Source organism: Dryocola clanedunensis subsp. sulfonylureivorans, from assembly GCF_016756775.1.
Taxonomy (GTDB): domain Bacteria; phylum Pseudomonadota; class Gammaproteobacteria; order Enterobacterales; family Enterobacteriaceae; genus Dryocola; species Dryocola clanedunensis.
The window spans coordinates 129,522-148,880 of sequence record NZ_JAERMU010000006.1; the positions used below are offsets into that span (position 1 = coordinate 129,522).

At 55.8% G+C, this 19,359-nt stretch carries 15 protein-coding genes; 8 read left to right on the top strand and 7 right to left on the bottom strand.

The features are described 5' to 3' along the window. Positions 1-53: 53 nt before the first annotated feature. Positions 54-2,690: a DNA topoisomerase (ATP-hydrolyzing) subunit A gene (gyrA, locus tag HYQ67_RS07770; RefSeq protein WP_202303030.1), complete on the bottom strand. Its 2,637-nt coding sequence runs from the start codon at positions 2,688-2,690 to the stop codon at positions 54-56. Between the two features lie 159 nt (positions 2,691-2,849). Here gyrA and ubiG point away from each other — a divergent pair, with 159 nt between their 5' ends. The 4 genes from ubiG (at position 2,850) to yfaE (ending at position 7,710) form a co-directional block, all read left to right on the top strand. Then, complete coding sequence (gene ubiG / locus HYQ67_RS07775) at positions 2,850-3,572, top strand: bifunctional 2-polyprenyl-6-hydroxyphenol methylase/3-demethylubiquinol 3-O-methyltransferase UbiG (protein ID WP_202303032.1); 723 nt, start codon at positions 2,850-2,852, stop codon at positions 3,570-3,572. A 355-nt stretch (positions 3,573-3,927) separates the two neighbouring features. After that, complete coding sequence (gene nrdA, locus HYQ67_RS07780) at positions 3,928-6,213, top strand: class 1a ribonucleoside-diphosphate reductase subunit alpha (protein WP_202303034.1); 2,286 nt, start codon at positions 3,928-3,930, stop codon at positions 6,211-6,213. Positions 6,214-6,321: 108 nt separating this feature from the next. Continuing rightward, positions 6,322-7,452 (top strand): class Ia ribonucleoside-diphosphate reductase subunit beta, encoded by a 1,131-nt coding sequence (gene nrdB / locus HYQ67_RS07785; protein WP_202303036.1) that lies wholly within the window; start codon positions 6,322-6,324, stop codon positions 7,450-7,452. A 3-nt stretch (positions 7,453-7,455) separates the two neighbouring features. Beyond that, the gene (gene yfaE / locus HYQ67_RS07790) at positions 7,456-7,710 is read left to right on the top strand and encodes a class I ribonucleotide reductase maintenance protein YfaE (RefSeq protein WP_202303038.1); all 255 of its coding nucleotides are present in this window, start codon (positions 7,456-7,458) and stop codon (positions 7,708-7,710) included. Between the two features lie 84 nt (positions 7,711-7,794). Here the strand turns inward: yfaE and glpQ are convergent, their stop codons facing one another. The 4 genes from glpQ to HYQ67_RS07810 form a co-directional block, all read right to left on the bottom strand. Beyond that, on the bottom strand, positions 7,795-8,871 hold the full coding sequence (gene glpQ / locus HYQ67_RS07795; RefSeq protein ID WP_202303040.1) for a glycerophosphodiester phosphodiesterase: 1,077 nt from the start codon (positions 8,869-8,871) through the stop codon (positions 7,795-7,797). Between the two features lie 10 nt (positions 8,872-8,881). Then, the gene (glpT, locus tag HYQ67_RS07800) at positions 8,882-10,231 is read right to left on the bottom strand and encodes a glycerol-3-phosphate transporter (protein WP_202303042.1); all 1,350 of its coding nucleotides are present in this window, start codon (positions 10,229-10,231) and stop codon (positions 8,882-8,884) included. 361 nt (positions 10,232-10,592) lie between these two features. After that, on the bottom strand, positions 10,593-11,789 hold the full coding sequence (locus HYQ67_RS07805; RefSeq protein ID WP_202303044.1) for a nicotinamide mononucleotide deamidase-related protein YfaY: 1,197 nt from the start codon (positions 11,787-11,789) through the stop codon (positions 10,593-10,595). 101 nt (positions 11,790-11,890) lie between these two features. Next, positions 11,891-12,433: a YfaZ family outer membrane protein gene (locus HYQ67_RS07810; protein ID WP_202303046.1), complete on the bottom strand. Its 543-nt coding sequence runs from the start codon at positions 12,431-12,433 to the stop codon at positions 11,891-11,893. Between the two features lie 266 nt (positions 12,434-12,699). Between HYQ67_RS07810 and katA the strand changes: the two genes are divergently transcribed. Further along, entirely contained in the window at positions 12,700-14,148 is a 1,449-nt protein-coding gene (gene katA, locus HYQ67_RS07815; RefSeq protein ID WP_202303047.1) for a catalase KatA, read from the top strand. Between the two features lie 39 nt (positions 14,149-14,187). Here katA and HYQ67_RS07820 read toward each other — a convergent pair whose 3' ends face one another. Together HYQ67_RS07820 and tctD are read right to left on the bottom strand one after the other, a co-directional pair. Further along, on the bottom strand, positions 14,188-15,597 hold the full coding sequence (locus tag HYQ67_RS07820) for a sensor histidine kinase (RefSeq protein ID WP_202303049.1): 1,410 nt from the start codon (positions 15,595-15,597) through the stop codon (positions 14,188-14,190). Further along, a complete protein-coding gene (gene tctD, locus HYQ67_RS07825) occupies positions 15,584-16,258 on the bottom strand; it encodes a transcriptional regulator TctD (protein WP_202303051.1) in 675 nt (224 codons plus the stop codon). The genes HYQ67_RS07820 and tctD overlap by 14 nt, the downstream gene beginning before the upstream one ends. 135 nt (positions 16,259-16,393) lie before the next feature. Between tctD and HYQ67_RS07830 the strand changes: the two genes are divergently transcribed. From HYQ67_RS07830 to HYQ67_RS07840, 3 genes are read left to right on the top strand one after another with little or no spacing between them, the layout of a single operon-like run. Then, positions 16,394-17,374 carry a Bug family tripartite tricarboxylate transporter substrate binding protein gene (locus HYQ67_RS07830; protein WP_202303053.1) on the top strand — a complete coding sequence of 327 codons (981 nt, stop codon included), beginning with the start codon at positions 16,394-16,396 and terminating at the stop codon, positions 17,372-17,374. Between the two features lie 15 nt (positions 17,375-17,389). Then, a complete protein-coding gene (locus HYQ67_RS07835) occupies positions 17,390-17,824 on the top strand; it encodes a tripartite tricarboxylate transporter TctB family protein (protein WP_202303055.1) in 435 nt (144 codons plus the stop codon). A gap of 10 nt (positions 17,825-17,834) precedes the next feature. Continuing rightward, entirely contained in the window at positions 17,835-19,346 is a 1,512-nt protein-coding gene (locus HYQ67_RS07840) for a tripartite tricarboxylate transporter permease (protein WP_202303057.1), read from the top strand. Positions 19,347-19,359: the final 13 nt, after the last annotated feature.

The window sequence follows — 19,359 nt, forward strand, 5'->3', positions numbered from 1 at the left end:
CCGATGCGCTGCATCAGGCGTTTTAAGCGTTGTCTCAGACCGCGAAAGACGGATTATTCGTCCGCGTCGTCCGCCGCATCTTCGTCACCTTCCGCTTCCGGCGCGATTTCGTCATCGCCTTCCGCCAGGGTGCCGTCGATAGCATCCAGCTCTTCTTCGTCAACCGGCTCTGCAACGCGCTGCAGACCCACCACGTTTTCATCTTCCGCTGTACGGATGAGGATCACGCCCTGGGTATTACGACCAACCACGCTCACCTCAGAAACGCGGGTACGAACCAGCGTGCCTGCATCGGTGATCATCATGATCTGGTCGGTATCTTCCACCTGCACCGCGCCAACGACGCTGCCGTTACGTTCGGTCACTTTGATGGAGATAACGCCCTGGGTAGCACGAGACTTGGTTGGGTACTCGTCTGCCGCAGTACGTTTACCGTAACCATTCTGCGTCACGGTCAGGATGGAGCCTTCGCCGCGCGGAATGATCAGGGAAACGACTTTGTCAACGCCCGCAAGCTTGATACCGCGAACGCCCGTTGCGGTACGGCCCATGGTACGAACGGCGTCTTCTTTGAAGCGCACCACTTTACCGGCGGCTGAGAACAGCATCGCTTCGTTGCTGCCGTCGGTCAGGTCAACGCCAATCAGCTCGTCGCCTTCGTTCAGGTTCACGGCGATGATGCCCGCAGAACGAGGACGGCTGAAGTCGGTCAACGCCGTTTTCTTCACGGTACCGCTTGCGGTCGCCATGAACACGTTGATGCCTTCGGCGTACTCGCGTACCGGCAGAATCGCAGTAATGCGTTCGTCAGCTTCCAGTGGCAGCAGGTTAACAATCGGACGGCCACGAGCGCCACGGCTCGCTTCCGGCAGCTGATAAACCTTCATCCAGTAGAGGCGACCACGGCTGGAGAACAGCAGGATCGTATCGTGGGTGTTGGCCACCAGCAGGCGGTCGATAAAGTCTTCTTCTTTAATACGTGCTGCAGACTTGCCTTTACCACCGCGACGTTGTGCTTCGTAATCCGTCAGCGGCTGATACTTCACATAGCCCTGGTGAGACAGGGTGACCACCACATCTTCCTGGTTGATCAGATCTTCAATGTTGATATCGGCGGTGTTGGCGGTGATCTCGGTGCGACGGTTGTCGCCAAACTGGTCGCGCATCGCTTCCAGTTCTTCGGTGATCACTTCCATCAGGCGCTCTGCGCTGCCCAGAATGTGCAGCAGTTCAGCGATCTGCTCCAGCAGCTCTTTGTATTCGTCGAGCAGTTTTTCGTGCTCAAGTCCGGTCAGTTTCTGCAAACGCAGATCCAGAATCGCCTGTGCCTGCTGTTCGGTCAGGAAGTACTGACCGTCACGGATACCGAACTCTGGCTCCAGCCACTCAGGACGCGCGGCGTCGCCACCGGCACGTTCCAGCATGGCAGAAACGTTACCCAGCTCCCATGAACGAGCAATCAGACCCGCTTTTGCTTCCGCAGGAGTCGGCGCACGGCGAATCAGTTCAATGATTGGATCGATGTTAGCCAGTGCAACGGCCAGCGCTTCAAGGATATGAGCACGGTCGCGGGCCTTACGCAGTTCGAAAATAGTACGGCGGGTCACGACTTCACGGCGGTGACGCACGAACGCGGAAAGGATCTCTTTCAGGTTCATGATCTTCGGCTGGCCATGGTGCAGCGCGACCATGTTGATACCGAAGGAGGTCTGCAGCTGGGTCTGGGAGTAGAGGTTGTTCAGCACAACTTCACCCACCGCATCGCGTTTAATTTCGATAACGATGCGCATCCCGTCTTTGTCAGACTCGTCGCGCAGGGCGCTGATGCCCTCCACGCGCTTATCTTTCACCAGCTCGGCGATTTTTTCGATAAGGCGTGCTTTGTTTACCTGGTACGGGATTTCGTGAACGATGATCGTTTCACGGCCCGTTTTGGCATCGGCTTCAACTTCCGCGCGCGCGCGAATGTAGATTTTGCCGCGGCCGGTGCGGTAAGCCTCTTCAATGCCCCGACGGCCATTGATGATGGCCGCAGTCGGGAAGTCTGGCCCTGGGATGTGTTCCATCAACCCTTCAACGGTGATGTCTTCATCTTCAATATAGGCCAGGCAGCCGTTGATGACTTCAGTGATGTTGTGCGGAGGAATGTTGGTCGCCATACCGACGGCGATACCGGACGAGCCGTTAACCAGCAGGTTCGGGATCTTGGTTGGCATAACATCTGGAATGCGTTCGGTGCCGTCGTAGTTATCGACGAAATCTACGGTGTCTTTTTCCAGGTCGGCCATCAGCTCATGGGCGATTTTCGACATACGGATTTCCGTATAACGCATCGCTGCGGCGGAGTCGCCGTCCACTGAACCGAAGTTACCCTGGCCGTCGACCAGCATGTAGCGCAAGGAGAATGGCTGCGCCATACGGACGATTGTGTCATAAACGGCGGTATCACCATGAGGGTGGTATTTACCGATTACGTCACCAACGACACGGGCGGATTTTTTGTATGCTTTATTCCAGTCATTGCCCAATACGTTCATGGCGTAAAGTACGCGACGGTGTACCGGCTTGAGTCCATCGCGGACATCTGGCAGTGCGCGGCCGACAATAACCGACATCGCGTAATCCAGATAGGAGCTCTTCAGCTCTTCCTCAATGTTGACCGGTGTAATTTCTCTGGCAAGGTCGCTCATGTAACCGCTATCCCTCTACTGTGTCCCGGATTCAAAGGTCGCAAATTATAACACAAGCGGCGCGTGGTGGGGAAACATCAGGACGTTTGCGCAGCGCTTTATTCATTGGCCGAGGCTGATATACTGCCCCACTACGACCTGCAAGGAATAAGAGCCACCATGAATACCGAAAATCAGCCGGTAATCCACAACGTTGACCACGAAGAAATCGCAAAATTCGAAGCCGTCGCCTCGCGCTGGTGGGACTTAGAAGGTGAATTCAAACCTTTGCATCGCATTAACCCGCTGCGACTTGGCTACATCAACCAACGTTCAGGCGGCCTGTTTGCTAAAAAGGTGCTGGATGTCGGTTGCGGCGGCGGCATTCTGGCCGAGAGCATGGCGCGTGAAGGCGCAGAGGTCACCGGGCTGGATATGGGCTTTGAACCTCTGCAGGTCGCCCGCCTGCACTCGCTGGAAAGCGGCATTAAGGTCGATTACGTTCAGGAAACCGTTGAACAGCATGCCGCTGAACACGCGGGGCAGTACGACGTGGTCACCTGCATGGAGATGCTTGAACATGTGCCAGACCCGCAGTCCGTAGTTCAAGCCTGCGCGAAACTCGTCAAGCCAGGCGGCCATGTCTTCTTCTCTACGCTTAATCGTAACGGCAAATCCTGGCTGATGGCGGTTGTTGGCGCGGAGTACGTGCTGCGCATGGTGCCAAAAGGCACGCACGACATTAAGAAATTCATCAAGCCTGCCGAACTTTTAAGCTGGGTAGACACCACGCAGCTGCGCGAGCGTCACATGACCGGCCTGCACTTCAATCCGATCACCAACAAATTTAAGCTCGCCCCCGGTGTGGATGTTAACTATATGTTGCATACCGAAAGCCGATAGCGCGGTTTGTTTTAGGATAATGCTAACGATAATTGCGCAAGCTCAAGTTGCGCAATTATCCATTAAGTTTAAGAAATCAGCACTCGATCAAAAATATCATTTTTTTTGCATCCCATTGACAACAGTCACAGGCCTTATGTGCCGTGGACTTAGGGAAATTCCTGGCGTCGCAACCTTAAATCCCGCCCGAAATCAATACTTGTTCTCTGCCGATTAGTTACTAGAATACTCACCATATAGCGGTCAATTATCTCGCAACCCCCTACATATAGTATTTATCCACAAAGTTAGTCACAAGACAGCAACTGTGGATAAGCGGGGGATATTCTTAACTTCACGGACAGGGTCAACTCACATGAATCAGAGTCTGCTGGTTACAAAACGTGACGGGCGCACCGAGCGTATCAATCTGGATAAAATTCACCGCGTGCTCGACTGGGCTGCCGAGGGGCTGAACAACGTCTCCGTCTCACAGGTGGAACTGCGTTCCCACATCCAGTTTTATGACGGCATCAAAACCTCTGACATTCATGAAACCATCATCAAGGCTGCCGCCGACTTAATCTCCCGCGAAGCGCCTGATTACCAGTACCTGGCAGCGCGTCTGGCTATCTTCCACCTGCGTAAAAAAGCCTACGGCCAGTTCGAGCCGCCGAAGCTGCACGATCACGTCATCAGAATGATTGAGCTGGGCAAATACGATCAACATCTGCTGGAAGACTACACGGAAGAAGAGTTCAAGCAGATGGACGATTTTATCGACCATGACCGCGACCTGAGCTTCTCTTACGCGGCGGTTAAACAGCTGGAAGGGAAATACCTGGTCCAGAACCGCGTCACGGGCGAAATCTACGAAAGCGCGCAATTCCTTTATATCCTGGTTGCTGCCTGCCTGTTCTCCGGCTACCCGCGTGATACCCGTCTGAGCTACGTGAAGCGCTTCTATGATGCGATCTCCACGTTCAAAATTTCTTTGCCAACGCCAATCATGTCCGGCGTTCGTACCCCGACTCGCCAGTTCAGCTCCTGCGTACTGATCGAGTGCGGCGATAGCCTCGACTCTATCAACGCCACCTCCAGCGCAATCGTGAAATACGTTTCCCAGCGCGCCGGTATCGGTATTAACGCCGGCCGCATCCGTGCGCTGGGCAGCCCAATCCGTGGCGGTGAAGCATTCCACACTGGCTGTATCCCGTTCTATAAGCACTTCCAGACGGCAGTGAAATCCTGCTCCCAGGGCGGCGTGCGCGGCGGTGCAGCCACGTTGTTCTACCCGATGTGGCATCTGGAAGTAGAAAGCCTGCTGGTGTTGAAAAACAACCGCGGCGTGGAAGGCAACCGCGTTCGTCACATGGACTACGGCGTACAGATCAACAAACTGATGTACACCCGCCTGCTGAAAGGGGAAGACATTACTCTGTTCAGCCCGTCCGACGTACCGGGTCTGTACGACGCGTTCTTCGCCGATCAGGACGAATTCGAACGCCTGTACACCAAATACGAAAAAGACAACACCATCCGCAAACAGCGCGTGAAAGCCGCCGAGCTGTTCTCGCTGATGATGCAGGAACGTGCCTCTACCGGCCGTATCTATATTCAGAACGTTGACCACTGCAACACTCACAGCCCGTTTGATCCGGCTATTGCGCCCGTTCGCCAGTCCAACCTGTGCCTGGAGATCGCGCTGCCAACCAAACCGCTGGATGACGTGAACGACGAAAACGGTGAAATCGCGCTGTGTACGCTGTCTGCTTTCAACCTGGGCGCGATTAAGAGCCTGGACGAACTGGAAGAGCTGGCTATCCTTGCGGTACGTGCGCTGGATGCATTGCTGGATTATCAGGACTACCCAATCATTGCGGCAAAACGCGGCGCAATGGGTCGTCGTACCTTGGGTATTGGCGTGATTAACTTCGCTTACTACCTGGCGAAAAACGGCGTGCGCTACTCCGACGGCAGTGCAAACAACCTGACGCACAAAACTTTCGAAGCGATTCAGTACTATCTGCTGAAAGCTTCCAACGAGCTGGCGAAAGAGCAAGGCGCGTGCCCGTGGTTCAACGAAACCACCTACGCGAAAGGCATCATGCCTATCGATACCTATAAGAAAGACCTGGATGCGATCAGCAACGAGCCGCTGCACATGGACTGGAACGCCCTGCGTGAATCCATTAAAGCTCACGGTCTGCGTAACTCCACGCTCTCTGCGCTGATGCCGTCTGAAACCTCTTCGCAAATTTCAAACGCGACTAACGGCATTGAGCCACCGCGTGGCCACATCAGCATCAAAGCGTCGAAAGACGGTATCCTGCGCCAGGTCGTGCCGGATTATGAAGAGCTGAAGGATCGCTACGAACTGCTGTGGGATCTGCCAAACAACGACGGTTACCTGCAGCTGGTTGGCCTGATGCAGAAGTTTATCGACCAGTCGATCTCTGCCAACACCAACTACGATCCAACGCGCTTCCCGTCCGGTAAAGTACCGATGCAGCAGCTGCTGAAAGACCTGCTTACCGCCTATAAGTTCGGCGTGAAAACGCTCTACTACCAAAATACCCGCGACGGTGCGGAAGATGCGCAGGACGACCTGGCGCCTTCAATCCAGGACGACGGCTGCGAAAGCGGCGCATGTAAAATCTAACGCCAAATCCCCTCACTTCGCTGAGGGGATTTTCTCGATCCAGTCCTCTCGCCCCTGCGGGGAGAGGGTTAAGGTGAGGGGAACATCAGCACAACAGGACTTCATTTCATGGCTTACACTACTTTTTCACAGACGAAAAACGATCAGCTCGCTGAGCCCATGTTCTTTGGCCAGCCGGTTAACGTGGCACGCTACGATCAGCAAAAATATGATATCTTCGAAAAGCTGATTGAAAAGCAACTCTCCTTCTTCTGGCGTCCGGAAGAGGTAGACGTTTCCCGCGACCGCATCGACTATCAGGCCCTGCCTGAGCATGAAAAGCATATCTTCATCAGCAACCTGAAGTACCAGACGCTGCTGGACTCCATTCAGGGCCGCAGCCCGAACGTGGCGCTGCTGCCGCTGATCTCGATTCCGGAGCTGGAGACCTGGATTGAGACCTGGGCGTTTTCCGAGACTATCCACTCACGTTCGTACACCCATATCATTCGTAACATCGTTAACGATCCGGCGATTGTGTTTGACGATATCGTCACCAACGAAGAGATCCTCAAGCGCGCGAAAGATATCTCCGGCTACTATGACGATCTGATTGAGATGACCAGCTACTGGCATCTGCTGGGTGAAGGTACGCACAACGTTAATGGCAAAACCATCACCGTTAACCTGCGCGCGCTGAAGAAGCAGCTTTATCTGTGCCTGATGAGCGTCAACGCGCTGGAGGCCATTCGCTTCTACGTCAGCTTCGCCTGCTCCTTCGCCTTCGCCGAGCGCGAACTGATGGAAGGCAACGCGAAAATCATCAAGCTAATTGCCCGCGACGAAGCCCTGCACCTGACCGGCACGCAGCACATGCTGAACCTGATGCGCTCCGGTGAAGACGATCCGGAAATGGCAGAGATTGCTATTGAATGCCGCCAGCAGTGTTACGACCTGTTTGTGCTGGCCGCCGAGCAGGAGAAAGAGTGGGCAAGCTATCTGTTCCGCGACGGCTCGATGATTGGCCTGAACAAAGACATCCTTTGCCAGTACGTGGATTACATCACTAATATCCGCATGCAGGCTGTCGGTCTGGATCTGCCGTTCAAAACTCGTTCTAACCCAATCCCGTGGATCAACGCGTGGCTGGTGTCGGACAACGTGCAGGTTGCACCGCAGGAAGTTGAGGTCAGCTCCTATCTGGTTGGGCAGATCGATTCTAATATCGACGCTGACGACCTGAGCAACTTCCAGCTTTAAGCGATGGGTCAGATTACGCTTCGCCTCACCGGCGCACGCCTGATGTGTGAGGATGAGCACCCTTCCCTGCTGGCGGCGCTGGAACATCACCAGGTCGCCGTGGAATACCAGTGCCGCGGAGGCTACTGCGGCTCCTGCCGTACGCGGCTTGTATCAGGGCAAGTGAAATGGCTTACCGAGCCGCTGGCGTTTATCCAGCCCGGTGAAATATTGCCCTGCTGCTGTCAGGCGCAGGGCGATATCGAAATCGAAATGTAAGGGCTTCTTTAAGAAGCCCTTTTTTTGTGGTTATGTCGGATGGCGCTAACGCTTATCCGACCTACGACTTATCCGGCTTACTACTTATTTGTTTGTCGGTTGCTGATGCAGGAACTGAACGCCCTTATCCGGGAAATCCGTAAATACCCCGTCCACGCCCGCCTTGTTATACAGCACGTCGTACAGCTGATTGACGTCAGAGACGTACTCCGGCAAAGCATCGGCCCTGACGGTGTAAGGATGTACGGTCAGTTTGCTGGCATGTGCTTCTGTCACCATTTCCGTCAGCCTGACGTTCCCTTTCGTGGAGCCTGCCGCCACTAGCATATGGTAGTCCGGCCCAATCCCGTCTGCGTACTGAGCAATCTGCTTCATCGCGCCGGGTTTGAACATCCAGTCATAGCTGTAGTTCACCCATTTGCCGTCAGCCTGCTTCTCCTGGGTTTCATTCCAGTCGGTAAAGGCAATCAGCTGCACCAGCTTCAGATCCATCCCCAGCTTCGGCTCAAGCGTCGTCTTAATTCGCTTAAGCTCTGCGGCGTCAAAACATTGCAGATAAACCTTGTCCTGCTTGCCGGTATAGCCGTAGCGCTTCAGCACCTCGAGCGTTTTTGCCGCGATATCCTTGCCTTCCTGATGGTGGAACCACGGCGCCTTTATCTCCGGGTAAATACCAATATTCTTGCCGGTTGAGTGGTTAAGCCCCTGTACGAACTCAATCTCCTCTTCGAAGGTATGCACGCGGAAATCAGACTTGCCCATCGGGAAACGACCGGGGAAGGTCTGCACCTGCTTACCGTCGACGATATCGAAGCCTTCGGTAAACTTCAGCGACTTGATTTCGGCGAGGGTAAAGTCGATGGCGTAGTAGCGTCCGTCTTTGCGCGCCCGCTCGGGGAAGCGTTTCGCCACGTCCGTGACCCGGTCCAGATAGTGGTCATGCAGCACCACCAGCCTGTCGTCTTTGGTCATCACCAGATCCTGCTCAAGGTAATCCGCCCCCTGTGCATAAGCCATCGCTTTTGCAGGCAGGGTATGCTCCGGCAGGTAGCCACTTGCGCCACGGTGAGCAATGACTATTTTATCTGCCGCCAGGGCCTGCGTGCTGACGGCCGCCGCCAGCACGGCACCCGCCAGTAGGTTTTTTGCAACCAGCTTCATTCTGCTCTCCTTAGCTATTTTTCATCAGATTCTGATGATGCTTTTTCTCGCCGATCATCACCACAATCAGCAGCAGCACGGCCAGAATGCTGCCGCCAATCATCACCATAAAGCCACCGTCCCAGCCGAAGAAGTCGACGGTGTACCCCACTATCGCGCTTGCGGCAACTGACCCCCCCAGGTAACCAAACAGGCCAGTGAAGCCCGCCGCCGTCCCAGCCGCTTTCTTAGGCGCCAGCTCCAGGGCATGCAGGCCAATCAGCATGACCGGGCCGTATATCAGGAAGCCGATGACGATCATACAGGCCATATCCACGCCTGGATTACCCGGCGGGTTGAGCCAGTAAACAACGGTGGCGATGGTCACCAGCACCATAAAGAACACGCCGGTCGCGCCGCGGTTGCCTTTGAACACTTTGTCCGACATCCAGCCGCACAGCAGCGTGCCCGGGATCCCCGCGTATTCATAAAGGAAGTAAGCCCATGAGGATTTATCCAGCGTGAAATGCTTCACCTCTTTGAGGTAAGTTGGCGACCAGTCCAGAATGCCGTAACGCAGCAGATAAACAAACACGTTGGCGATGGCGATGTACCACAGCAGGCGGTTCGGGAAGACGTACTGCATGAAGATCTGCTTCGCCGTCAGCTCTTCTTCTGCTTTCTCGTTATAGTCGTCAGGATAGTCGTTTTTGTATTCTTCAATGGGCGGCAAACCGCAGGACTGCGGGGTGTCGCGCATCAGCCCAAAGGCAATCAGCGCCACCAGAATGGCCGCAAACGCAGGCATATAAAGCGCTGCATGCCAGTCGTTAAACCAGGCCATACCCAGCAGGAACAACAGCGGTGGCAGTCCGCCACCCACGTTATGCGCACAGTTCCAGACGGAAACAATGCCTCCACGCTCCTTTTGCGACCACCAGTGCACCATAGTACGCCCGCACGGTGGCCAGCCCATTCCCTGGAACCAGCCGCATAAGAACAGCAGGACAAACATCACCGCAATACTCGACGTCGCCCACGGCACAAAGCCCATAAACAGCATCACGGCGGCAGAGAGGATTAACCCGGCAGGAAGGAAAACTCTTGGGTTCGAGCGGTCTGAAACCGAACCCATAATAAATTTAGAGAAGCCATAGGCGATGGAGATCCCGGAAAGCGCAAAACCCAGATCGCCTCGGGAGAAGCCCTGCTCCACCAGATAAGGCATCGCCAGGGTAAAGTTTTTACGCACCAGATAGTAGGCGGCGTAGCCGAAGAAGATCCCCATAAAAATCTGCCAGCGTAAGCGCCGGTAGGTTGGATCAATATGCTCCGTTTTCAGCCGTGGCTGATGAGGGGCAGGTTTAAAAATACTCAGCATAAAATGCCTCCGTGGCAGGGTTTAGTCAGGCAATGTTCTTTTGCGAGCGCATATTAAGGATTATCAGGTTACTTTAGTGTGAAATGCTGCACATCACGTTACATTTTTATTACAAAGTATCGGAAAGGTGCATCAGCTCACATTTCACTTTCGTTTTGCGCTCGATTTTGTTCGATATCAAACATGAATAATCACTCTGTGGCTGAGTCATATTTGGGGCAAAGTTCAGGTGGGAGGCACAGGGAGGCGGCGGCGTGGTTCGAGTTGTGACGGGCAGCGAACCCGTCAATGGCAGGTTGAGACATCCACCAGCAAAAATGCGAGCGCCCGATGACCAACCGGCTCGGGCGCTCGAACGGCCCTAAAGCTTGAGGGTTTCTACGACGTTGATCCAGCCGTGTTCGGCGGCGACGTCCCGGTCATTCAACCAGCGGCGCAGCATGTTCAGAGCCATCATGGCGCAGACCTCCTGGCGTGTGCGCAGGGCATGGCGGCTAACGTTAAACTTCACGCGCAGGCCGTGCGTGGCGCCGGGGGTGTGCAAAGCAAAATTGAGATGCTCATCATTAAGCGAGCCGACGACTAAAGTGATATCACATCCAGTATCCGCAGCCTCTTGCGCCGCGCGTCTGGTCAACTCACCCAACGTCTCTTCCCTTGCGGACAGCACGCTACTGTTGCCCAATGGCGCATCGGCGCCGGAAAGCTGCAGACAAAGCAGACCTGCGGTGAACTGCTCGCTCACGGCAATGCTAAGCCCTTTTTCTTTCAGGCGACTGGCGATCTGCGCCGGCAGCCCTTCCGTCCCTTCAAAAATGATGCTCTCACCCGCCACGCGCCGGACTTCGGGCCAAACCGCCTCCATCTCTTTGCGCAGGCTTGCCGGCCCGGTGAGTTTCAGCTCGATAATCGGCATCGATGAGCGATAGCCCATCACGGCACCAGCCGGTAAAGCCAGCGGATCGAGGCTTTGCGCAAGTTCACTTTCAGAACGGCCAAAGGTCGTCAGGCGAAGACAAATTGGCGGCTCCGGCAGCGTGAAGCGCTCGCGCAGGCGAGGCATGATTTGCTTATCAACCATCGCCTTGAATTCAGAGGGGACGCCCGGCGTGAAGAACATCAGACAGCGGTTCAGCTGCATGGCGAAGCCGCAGGCCGTTCCTACCGGGTTATCCACCATTTCACTGTTGGCCGGGATCTGAGCCTGTTTACGGTTGCTCGGGGCCATGACGCGTCCGCGCTCGGAGAAGAATTTCTCCATGTGCAGCAGCCACTCTTGATGTTCCACAAGTTCAACGCCTGCCGCTTTTGCGGCAGCCAGCGCGCTCAGATCGTCACTGGTTGGCCCAAGGCCACCGTTCACAATCAGAATATCGGCCTGCTCGCTGCGCTCCTTGAGCACGGCAATCAAATCTTCGAGACTGTCGCCCACCGTGTTGCGGCGCGACATAGGTAAACCCTGTTCAAAAAAGTAATCGGCAAGCCAGGCTGCGTTGGTATCAGTAATTTGACCGTACAGCACTTCGTCGCCAGTAGAGAGCATTTCCACTTTTATCATCGTTTTACTCCGCGGGAAGATAACGATTCACTATAACTCAAGCAAAGTGGAGGGATCGCAGAAATGCATTGCCGCGGCAGGACGCCGCGGCAAAGAAGAGATTAGAAACCTGCGCTTACGCCAACGTACGGGCCGTCAGCAATGTCGTTGTCACGATTGCCATCTTTGCCTTCCAGGCCAATGTAACGGTAGCCCGCTTCAATTGTCACCGGACGCAGAATGGTCCAACGCGCACCGGCGCTGGCTTCCTGATAATCTTTCACGCCGCTGGACAGAGAGTCCGGAGAGTAGTAGTAATCGCCGAACAGCGTAAAGGTATCGCCAATTTTCCAGCTCAAACCACCGCCCACAGCAACAGCGTAGCCCTCGTCACCATCTTTAGGATTCAGATACAGCGCCTTACCACCAACCGTACCCATCAATGGGCCCAGTGGCACATTCAGACCCAGACCCAGACCAGCAACATCGCCATCGTCATCGCTGTGCGCCCAGTTACCGGTGAAAGCAAGGCCGGTCGTGTCAGTACCAAAACCAACGCCAACATTGGTGTATTTTTCGCCGGCTTCACCGCTGATGCTGATGGCATTAGCCGCTGCGGAAACCAACGCAAGACTGGCCACGCCAGCAAGTAGAAGTTTGTTCATTCCATGGATCCTAAAGTAGATAAAAGGTGTAAGCCCTAAAAAACGCTGATTGTACAGCCAGTATTCTTGTAATCAATGTGTTAGAAAATACATTCATCTATTCGATTGTAAGAAAATGAAAATGATCGGCATTCTGGTGACAGGATCAAGGAATGGCAGCGATAGAAAGTGCCACATTGTGTTCAGGGGCTAACTTACTGAACAATAACCCGCAGCACACAAACACCCTGTTTTGACTTCGTATTATTACTTTCATGGAGACAACAATGAGCAAGAAAGGATTAACCACCGCCGCCGGCTGCCCGGTCGCCCATAACAATAATGTCGCCACCGCAGGTCCACGTGGCCCGATGCTGTTACAGGACGTCTGGTTCCTTGAGAAACTGGCCCACTTCGACCGTGAAGTGATCCCGGAGCGTCGTATGCATGCTAAAGGTTCCGGCGCATACGGCACCTTCACTGTCACCCACGACATCACGAAATTTACCCGCGCAAAACTGTTCTCTGAGATCGGTAAAAAAACTGACCTCTTTATTCGTTTCTCAACGGTCGCGGGTGAGCGCGGTGCTGCGGATGCAGAACGTGATATTCGCGGCTTCTCCATGAAGTTTTATACCGAGGAAGGCAACTGGGATTTAGTGGGCAACAACACCCCGGTGTTCTATCTGCGCGATCCGCTGAAATTCCCGGATTTAAACCACGTCGTTAAACGCGATCCACGCACTAACCTGCGTAACGCCACTTACAAATGGGACTTCTTCTCCCACCAGCCGGAAACGCTGCACCAGCTAACAATCGACTTCAGCGATCGCGGCCTGCCGCGCTCTTACCGCCATATTCACGGCTTCGGCAGCCATACCTTCAGCTTTATCAACGGCGACAACGAACGTTTTTGGGTTAAATTCCACCTGAAAACCCAGCAGGAAATCGCCAACCTGATGGACGACGAAGCGGCAGCAATTATTGCGAACGACCGTGAAAGCTCCCAGCGCGACCTGTTCGACTCCATTGAGAAAGGCGACTTCCCCCGCTGGAAATTCTACGTTCAGGTGATGCCGGAAGCCGATGCATCTAAAACCCCGTACAATCCGTTCGATTTAACCAAAATCTGGCCGCACGGCGACTATCCGCTGATTGAAGTGGGCGAGCTGGAGCTGAACCGCAACCCGGACAACTACTTTGCTGAGGTTGAGCAGGTTGCCATGTCACCTGCAAACGTGGTGCCGGGCATCGGTTTCTCCCCGGACCGCATGCTGCAGGGCCGCCTCTTCTCCTACGGCGATGCACACCGCTACCGTTTAGGGGTTAACCATCACCAGATCCCGGTAAACGCGCCAAAATGTCCGTTCCATAACTACCACCGCGACGGCGCAATGCGCATTGATGGCAACAGCGGCAACGGCCCGACCTATGAGCCAAACAGCTTTGGGGCGTTCCAGGAGCAGCCAGATTTCAGCGAACCGGCGCTGAGCCTTGAAGGTGCCGCGGATCACTGGAACCACCGCGAAGACACCGACTATTTCAGCCAGCCGCGCGCGCTGTACAACCTGCTGAGCGACGAAGAGCATCAGCGCATGTTCAACCGTATAGCCGGAGATATGAAGGACGTACCTGAATTTATTCAGGAGCGCCAGATTGGCCTGTTCAGTGAAGTTCACCCGGAATACGGCGCGGGTATTGCCAACGCGCTGAAGGCGTTGAAAGAAGCGAAGTAATAAGTAAGTCATTCTAAAACGGCCATTACGGCCGTTTTTTTATGCGGCCGTTAGCCGTACCCGAACCAACAATCCCCCCAGCGTCTCGCCGACCAGCAGCTCCGGACGAGTCTGATGCCAGCGGGCAATATCATTGACCAGCGCCAGCCCCAGCCCAGCCCCCACCCTGCCCGCCGCGTTGTCCAGCCGATGAAACGGCTGTAAAGCCTGCTGCCGCTGCTCGGCGTCAATGCCCGGCCCGCTGTCCTCAACCTCCAGCAGCACCGACTCTCCCTCGCTCCGGATGCGTATCGTCACCGTGCCGTTATCAGGGGTATATTTCAGCGCGTTATCCAGCAGGTTGGCGCACATTTCCGCCAGCAGGATGCTGTCACCCTGAATCCAGACCTGCGGCTTCCCTTCGTAGCCCAAATCCACCTGCTTACTGCGGGCCTGGGCCAGACGGGAGAAGCAGCACTCCTGGGCGATAGCAACCAGGTCCACCCTCTCCAGGGTGCGCTGCCGTGACAGATCCTGGTCCTTAATTTTAGACAGTTGCAGCAAACGCTCCGTCAAAGAGATGGTGCTATCGAGCGTGCCGCTCATCCCTTCAAGGCTTTCCCGCCAGTGTGCTGGATCGGGACTTGCGAGCGCAAAAGAAAGCTGGGTTTTCAGCACGGTGAGCGGGGTTTTTAGCTGATGCGAAGCATCTGCGCTAAACCTTTCCTGCCGGGAAATAAGCGAACGCAGCCGTTCAATGTAGCGGTTAAACGCCACTATCAGCAGGCGTGTTTCGGACCAGGGGAGCAGATCGGGTAACGGCGTCAGGACGCCCGGATCGCGACGAACCATAATAGTCGACAGCTGACGCATCGGCTTTAACACTTTTCGCAGTAACCACCAGGCCAAAAAAAGCGTCAACAGCACCAGAATGCCCTGCACCAGCAAAGAAGAAACCAGCAGGCTGGCCGCCAGCTGACGGCGGGAGCTCAGCGTTTCCGCGACGTAAATCTTCGCCATGCCGTTCACGCCCCCTTCGTTGACAGGCTGTAAAAGGCTGGCCACGCGGATGGGCTGGTTTTGATAGCTGGTGTGATAAAACCAGGCCAGCGCAGGATAAAGCTCGGTACGTCGAATATGGGAGGGAATATCCGGCAGGTCATCATAGCCGGAAATCACCCTACCGTGCGTATCAACCACCTTGTAAAACAGGCGGTCGTTCATGTTCAGCTCGAAGCTGTCGAGCACCACCCAGGGGACGTCAACCTGCAGCTTACCGTCTTTCACCACCAGCCGCTCCGCGATGGTTCGGGTAGAGGCCAGCAGCGTCCGGTCGTAGGCCTGAGTCGCCGCCGTCAGCGCGCTGGAATAGCTGGAAAGCGCAGAAACGCCCCACAGGCCAATCAGCGGCAGCCCCAGAAAAAGCAGCAGCTGCCAGAGCAGAGAGTCCGGACGTTTAAGGTGCCTCATCGCTGCACTCCAGCACGTAGCCCAGCCCACGTAGCGTAGTGATTTGCAGATTGCTGCCGAGAAGCTTCTTGCGCAGCCGATGGACATACAACTCAATACTTTCGAGGCTTGCCTCGTCGTTCAGGCCAAACATCTGCTCGAACAGCTGGCTTTTCGCCACCGGGCGGCGGCGTCGATACAGCAGAATCGTCAGCAGCGCGTGTTCACGCGGCGTCAGCGCCAGCGCTTTGTCCTGAAGCATAAAAATATTGCCGTCATGCAGGCTCAGATCGCCAAACTGCTGCGCCTCGGAAACCTGCCCTTCGCTGCGGCGTACCAAAGCACGCAGACGAGCATCCAGCTCCTCCAGCTCGAAGGGTTTAGCAAGATAATCATCCGCCCCAACGTTCAGCCCTTTCACCCTGTCAGCTACCGCATGGCGGGCGGTCAGCAGTAGCACTGGCGTACTTTGTCCGCGCTGACGTAAACGCTGCACAACCTCCAGCCCGTCCAGCCGTGGCATCTCAATATCCAGCACGGCGACGGCATAACCTTCGTTTTGCAGCAGGTGGTCGGCCGCCTGGCCGTCATAAACGCAGTCGACCGCAAAACCGCTCTGTACCAACGCCTTCTCCAGCCAGTGAGCCAGCTCACGGTTATCTTCCGCTAATAAGAGACGCATATCACATCCTGCAAAGTTAATACCGCCATGAAAGGAAAATGAAAGGTTACTGTTTTAACAATCGAGAAACAGAATCGCTACAGAGCGGTTCACATAACGTAAAACATCTTTCGATTATTTGATGTGAGGACGCACATGAACAAATCTCTGCTCTGTACCCTTTCCGCTGTTTCACTGCTTTGCAGCTCGTTTTCGGGCATAGCGGCGGAAGTCCCTTCCCGAACCGAATGTATTGCCCCTGCAAAACCCGGCGGCGGTTTCGATCTGACCTGCAAACTGATTCAGGTCAGCCTTCAGGAGACGGGAGCCATTACCAAACCGATGCGCGTCACCTACATGCCTGGCGGCGTAGGTGCCGTCGCCTATAACGCTATCGTGGCTCAGCGCCCGGCGGAGGCCGGCACGCTGGTCGCCTTCTCCGGCGGTTCACTGCTCAATCTTTCCCAGGGGAAATTTGGCCGCTACGGCGTGGATGATGTGCGCTGGCTGGCGAGCGTAGGCACCGACTACGGCATGATTGCCGTACGTGCCGACTCGCCGTGGAAAAGCCTGAAAGATCTGATGACGGCAATGGAAAAAGATCCGACTAACGTGGTATTCGGCGCGGGTGCCTCCATCGGCAGTCAGGACTGGATGAAGACGGCCCTGCTGGCGAAACAGGCTGGTGTCGATCCCCACAAAATGCGCTACGTGGCCTTTGAAGGCGGCGGCGAGCCGGTGACCGCCCTGCTCGGCAACCATATCCAGGCCGTTTCTGGCGACCTGAGCGAAATGGTTCCCTATCTGAAAGGTAACAAGCTGCGCGTGCTGGCGGTGTTTTCCGACAAGCGTCTGCCCGGTGAGCTGGCAGAGGTTCCCACCGCGAAAGAGCAGGGTTATGACCTCGTCTGGCCGATTATCCGCGGCTTCTACGTCGGCCCTAAGGTCAGCGACGAAGCTTACAACTGGTGGGTGAAGGAGTTTGAGAAGCTGCAGCAGACCGCAGAATTCAAACAGCAGCGGGATCTGCGCGGCCTGTTTGAGTTCAACATGACGGGCGCTGCCCTGGACAGCTACGTCAAAAAACAGGTGTCGGGCTATCACGAAAAGGCCAAAGCATTTGGGCTGGCGAAATAACGGCTTTCGGAGGTCATGATGAGCGATCGTATTTTTGCCGGTATCTGGCTGCTGCTGTGCATCGGCGGCCTGTTCGTCGCCTGGCAAATCCAGAGCGAATACACTTACGAACCCGTAGGGCCAAGGCCGTTCCCGATGGCGATTGTGGGGCTGATGGCGCTGTGTTCCGTGCTTCTCCTGCTGCGTCACCCCGATGTGGTCAGCTGGCCTCATCACAAAGTGCTGCAACGCCTGCTGGTGATGGTTATCGGCCTGCTGCTGTACGCATGGGGTTTTGAATGGCTGGGCTTCCCGCTGGCCACCGCGCTGCTGACAATCTGTATCGGTATGCAGTTTGGGGCCACCTTACCTGCGGCGGTCGTATCGGGGATCGTGATGGGCGGCGCCCTCTTCTTCGCCTTCGATTATCTGCTGGACGTCACCCTACCTCTCGGCGCCTGGCTGAGCTAACGGAGGATTTATGGATACCTGGCTTTATCTTTCACAGGGCTTTGCGGTTGCGCTGACCCCTGAAAACCTGATGATTGCCCTCATCGGCTGCTTCGTCGGCACCATCGTCGGGCTGCTGCCGGGACTCGGGCCAATCAACGGCGTGGCGATACTGCTGCCGCTGGCTTTTGCGCTCAAGCTGCCGCCCGAGTCCGCGCTGATTCTGCTGGCAACGGTCTATATCGGCTGCGAATACGGGGGGCGGATTTCATCCATTTTGCTGAACGTGCCGGGGGATGCCGCCGCTATCATGACCGCGCTGGACGGCTATCCGATGGCGCAGCAGGGGAAAGGCGGCGTCGCACTTTCTATCTCGGCGGTCAGCTCCTTCGTCGGCTCAATGATTGCCATCGGCGGGATTATTCTGTTTGCTCCGGCGCTGGCGCAGTGGTCGCTGAGCTTCGGGCCCGCCGAGTACTTTGCGCTGATGGTCTTCGCCATTGCCTGTCTGGGCAGCATGATGGCACAGAACCCGCTGAAATCGTTTCTTGCCGCGCTTATCGGCCTGGGTCTTGCCACCGTCGGGGTCGACGCCAACACCGGGGTTTATCGCTTCACTTTTGACAGCGTTCATCTCTCTGACGGCGTGCAGTTCATCGTGGTGGTTATCGGCCTGTTCTCGGTGTCCGAAATTCTGCTGATGCTGGAGTCCACCAGCAGCGGGCAGACGCTGGTGCGCAAAACCGGACGCATGATGTTCAATATGAAGGAAGCGGCCCAGTGTACCGGCACAACGCTGCGCTCATCGGTAATCGGCTTCTTCGTCGGCATTCTGCCAGGTGCCGGGGCCACCATCGCCAGCGCCATTACCTACATGACCGAGAAGAAAATCAGCGGTAACAGCGACACCTTCGGCAAAGGTGATATTCGCGGCGTAGCCGCACCGGAGGCCGCCAACAACGCCTCAGCCTGCGGGTCGTTTATCCCGATGCTGACGCTGGGCGTGCCGGGCTCCGGCACCACGGCGGTGATGATGGGCGCGCTGACGCTCTATAACATCACGCCTGGACCCGCGATGTTTACCGAACAGCCGGATATCGTCTGGGGGTTAATCGCTTCGCTGCTGGTTGCCAACGTGATGCTGCTGGTGATGAACATTCCGCTGATTGGCCTGTTCACCCGCATGCTGACCATCCCTTTGTGGTTCCTGGTTCCGGCGATTGCGGCGGTTTCGGCCGTCGGGGTGTATGCGGTTCACAGCACCACCTTCGATCTGGTGCTAATGGTGGGGCTGGGGATTCTGGGGTATATCCTGCGTAAGATGCACTTCCCGATGTCGCCGCTGATCCTGGGCTTCGTGCTGGGCGAGATGCTCGAGCAGAATCTGCGCCGGGCGCTGTCCATCAGCAACGGCGGGCTGTCGATTCTGTGGGAAAGCGGCGTGGCGAAAAGCCTGCTGGTACTGGCGGTCGTGGTGATTGTGGTGCCGCCGCTGTTACGTCTGGTTCGTCGTCAGCGTAAGGCGGCGGTGGAATTAGGGTGATTTTTTGGTGGAT

Bases quoted from the DNA above. Each gene is read 5' to 3' on its own strand.
- HYQ67_RS07840 (WP_202303057.1), top strand. From the start codon at position 17,835: ATGGATACCTGGCTTTATCTTTCACAGGGCTTTGCGGTTGCGCTGACC.
- ubiG (WP_202303032.1), top strand. From the start codon at position 2,850: ATGAATACCGAAAATCAGCCGGTAATCCACAACGTTGACCACGAAGAA.
- katA (WP_202303047.1), top strand. From the start codon at position 12,700: ATGAGCAAGAAAGGATTAACCACCGCCGCCGGCTGCCCGGTCGCCCAT.
- glpT (WP_202303042.1), bottom strand. From the start codon at position 10,231: ATGCTGAGTATTTTTAAACCTGCCCCTCATCAGCCACGGCTGAAAACG.
- HYQ67_RS07835 (WP_202303055.1), top strand. From the start codon at position 17,390: ATGATGAGCGATCGTATTTTTGCCGGTATCTGGCTGCTGCTGTGCATC.
- yfaE (WP_202303038.1), top strand. From the start codon at position 7,456: ATGGGTCAGATTACGCTTCGCCTCACCGGCGCACGCCTGATGTGTGAG.
- tctD (WP_202303051.1), bottom strand. From the start codon at position 16,258: ATGCGTCTCTTATTAGCGGAAGATAACCGTGAGCTGGCTCACTGGCTG.
- nrdA (WP_202303034.1), top strand. From the start codon at position 3,928: ATGAATCAGAGTCTGCTGGTTACAAAACGTGACGGGCGCACCGAGCGT.
- HYQ67_RS07805 (WP_202303044.1), bottom strand. From the start codon at position 11,789: ATGATAAAAGTGGAAATGCTCTCTACTGGCGACGAAGTGCTGTACGGT.
- glpQ (WP_202303040.1), bottom strand. From the start codon at position 8,871: ATGAAGCTGGTTGCAAAAAACCTACTGGCGGGTGCCGTGCTGGCGGCG.
- HYQ67_RS07810 (WP_202303046.1), bottom strand. From the start codon at position 12,433: ATGAACAAACTTCTACTTGCTGGCGTGGCCAGTCTTGCGTTGGTTTCC.
- nrdB (WP_202303036.1), top strand. From the start codon at position 6,322: ATGGCTTACACTACTTTTTCACAGACGAAAAACGATCAGCTCGCTGAG.
- gyrA (WP_202303030.1), bottom strand. From the start codon at position 2,690: ATGAGCGACCTTGCCAGAGAAATTACACCGGTCAACATTGAGGAAGAG.
- HYQ67_RS07820 (WP_202303049.1), bottom strand. From the start codon at position 15,597: ATGAGGCACCTTAAACGTCCGGACTCTCTGCTCTGGCAGCTGCTGCTT.
- HYQ67_RS07830 (WP_202303053.1), top strand. From the start codon at position 16,394: ATGAACAAATCTCTGCTCTGTACCCTTTCCGCTGTTTCACTGCTTTGC.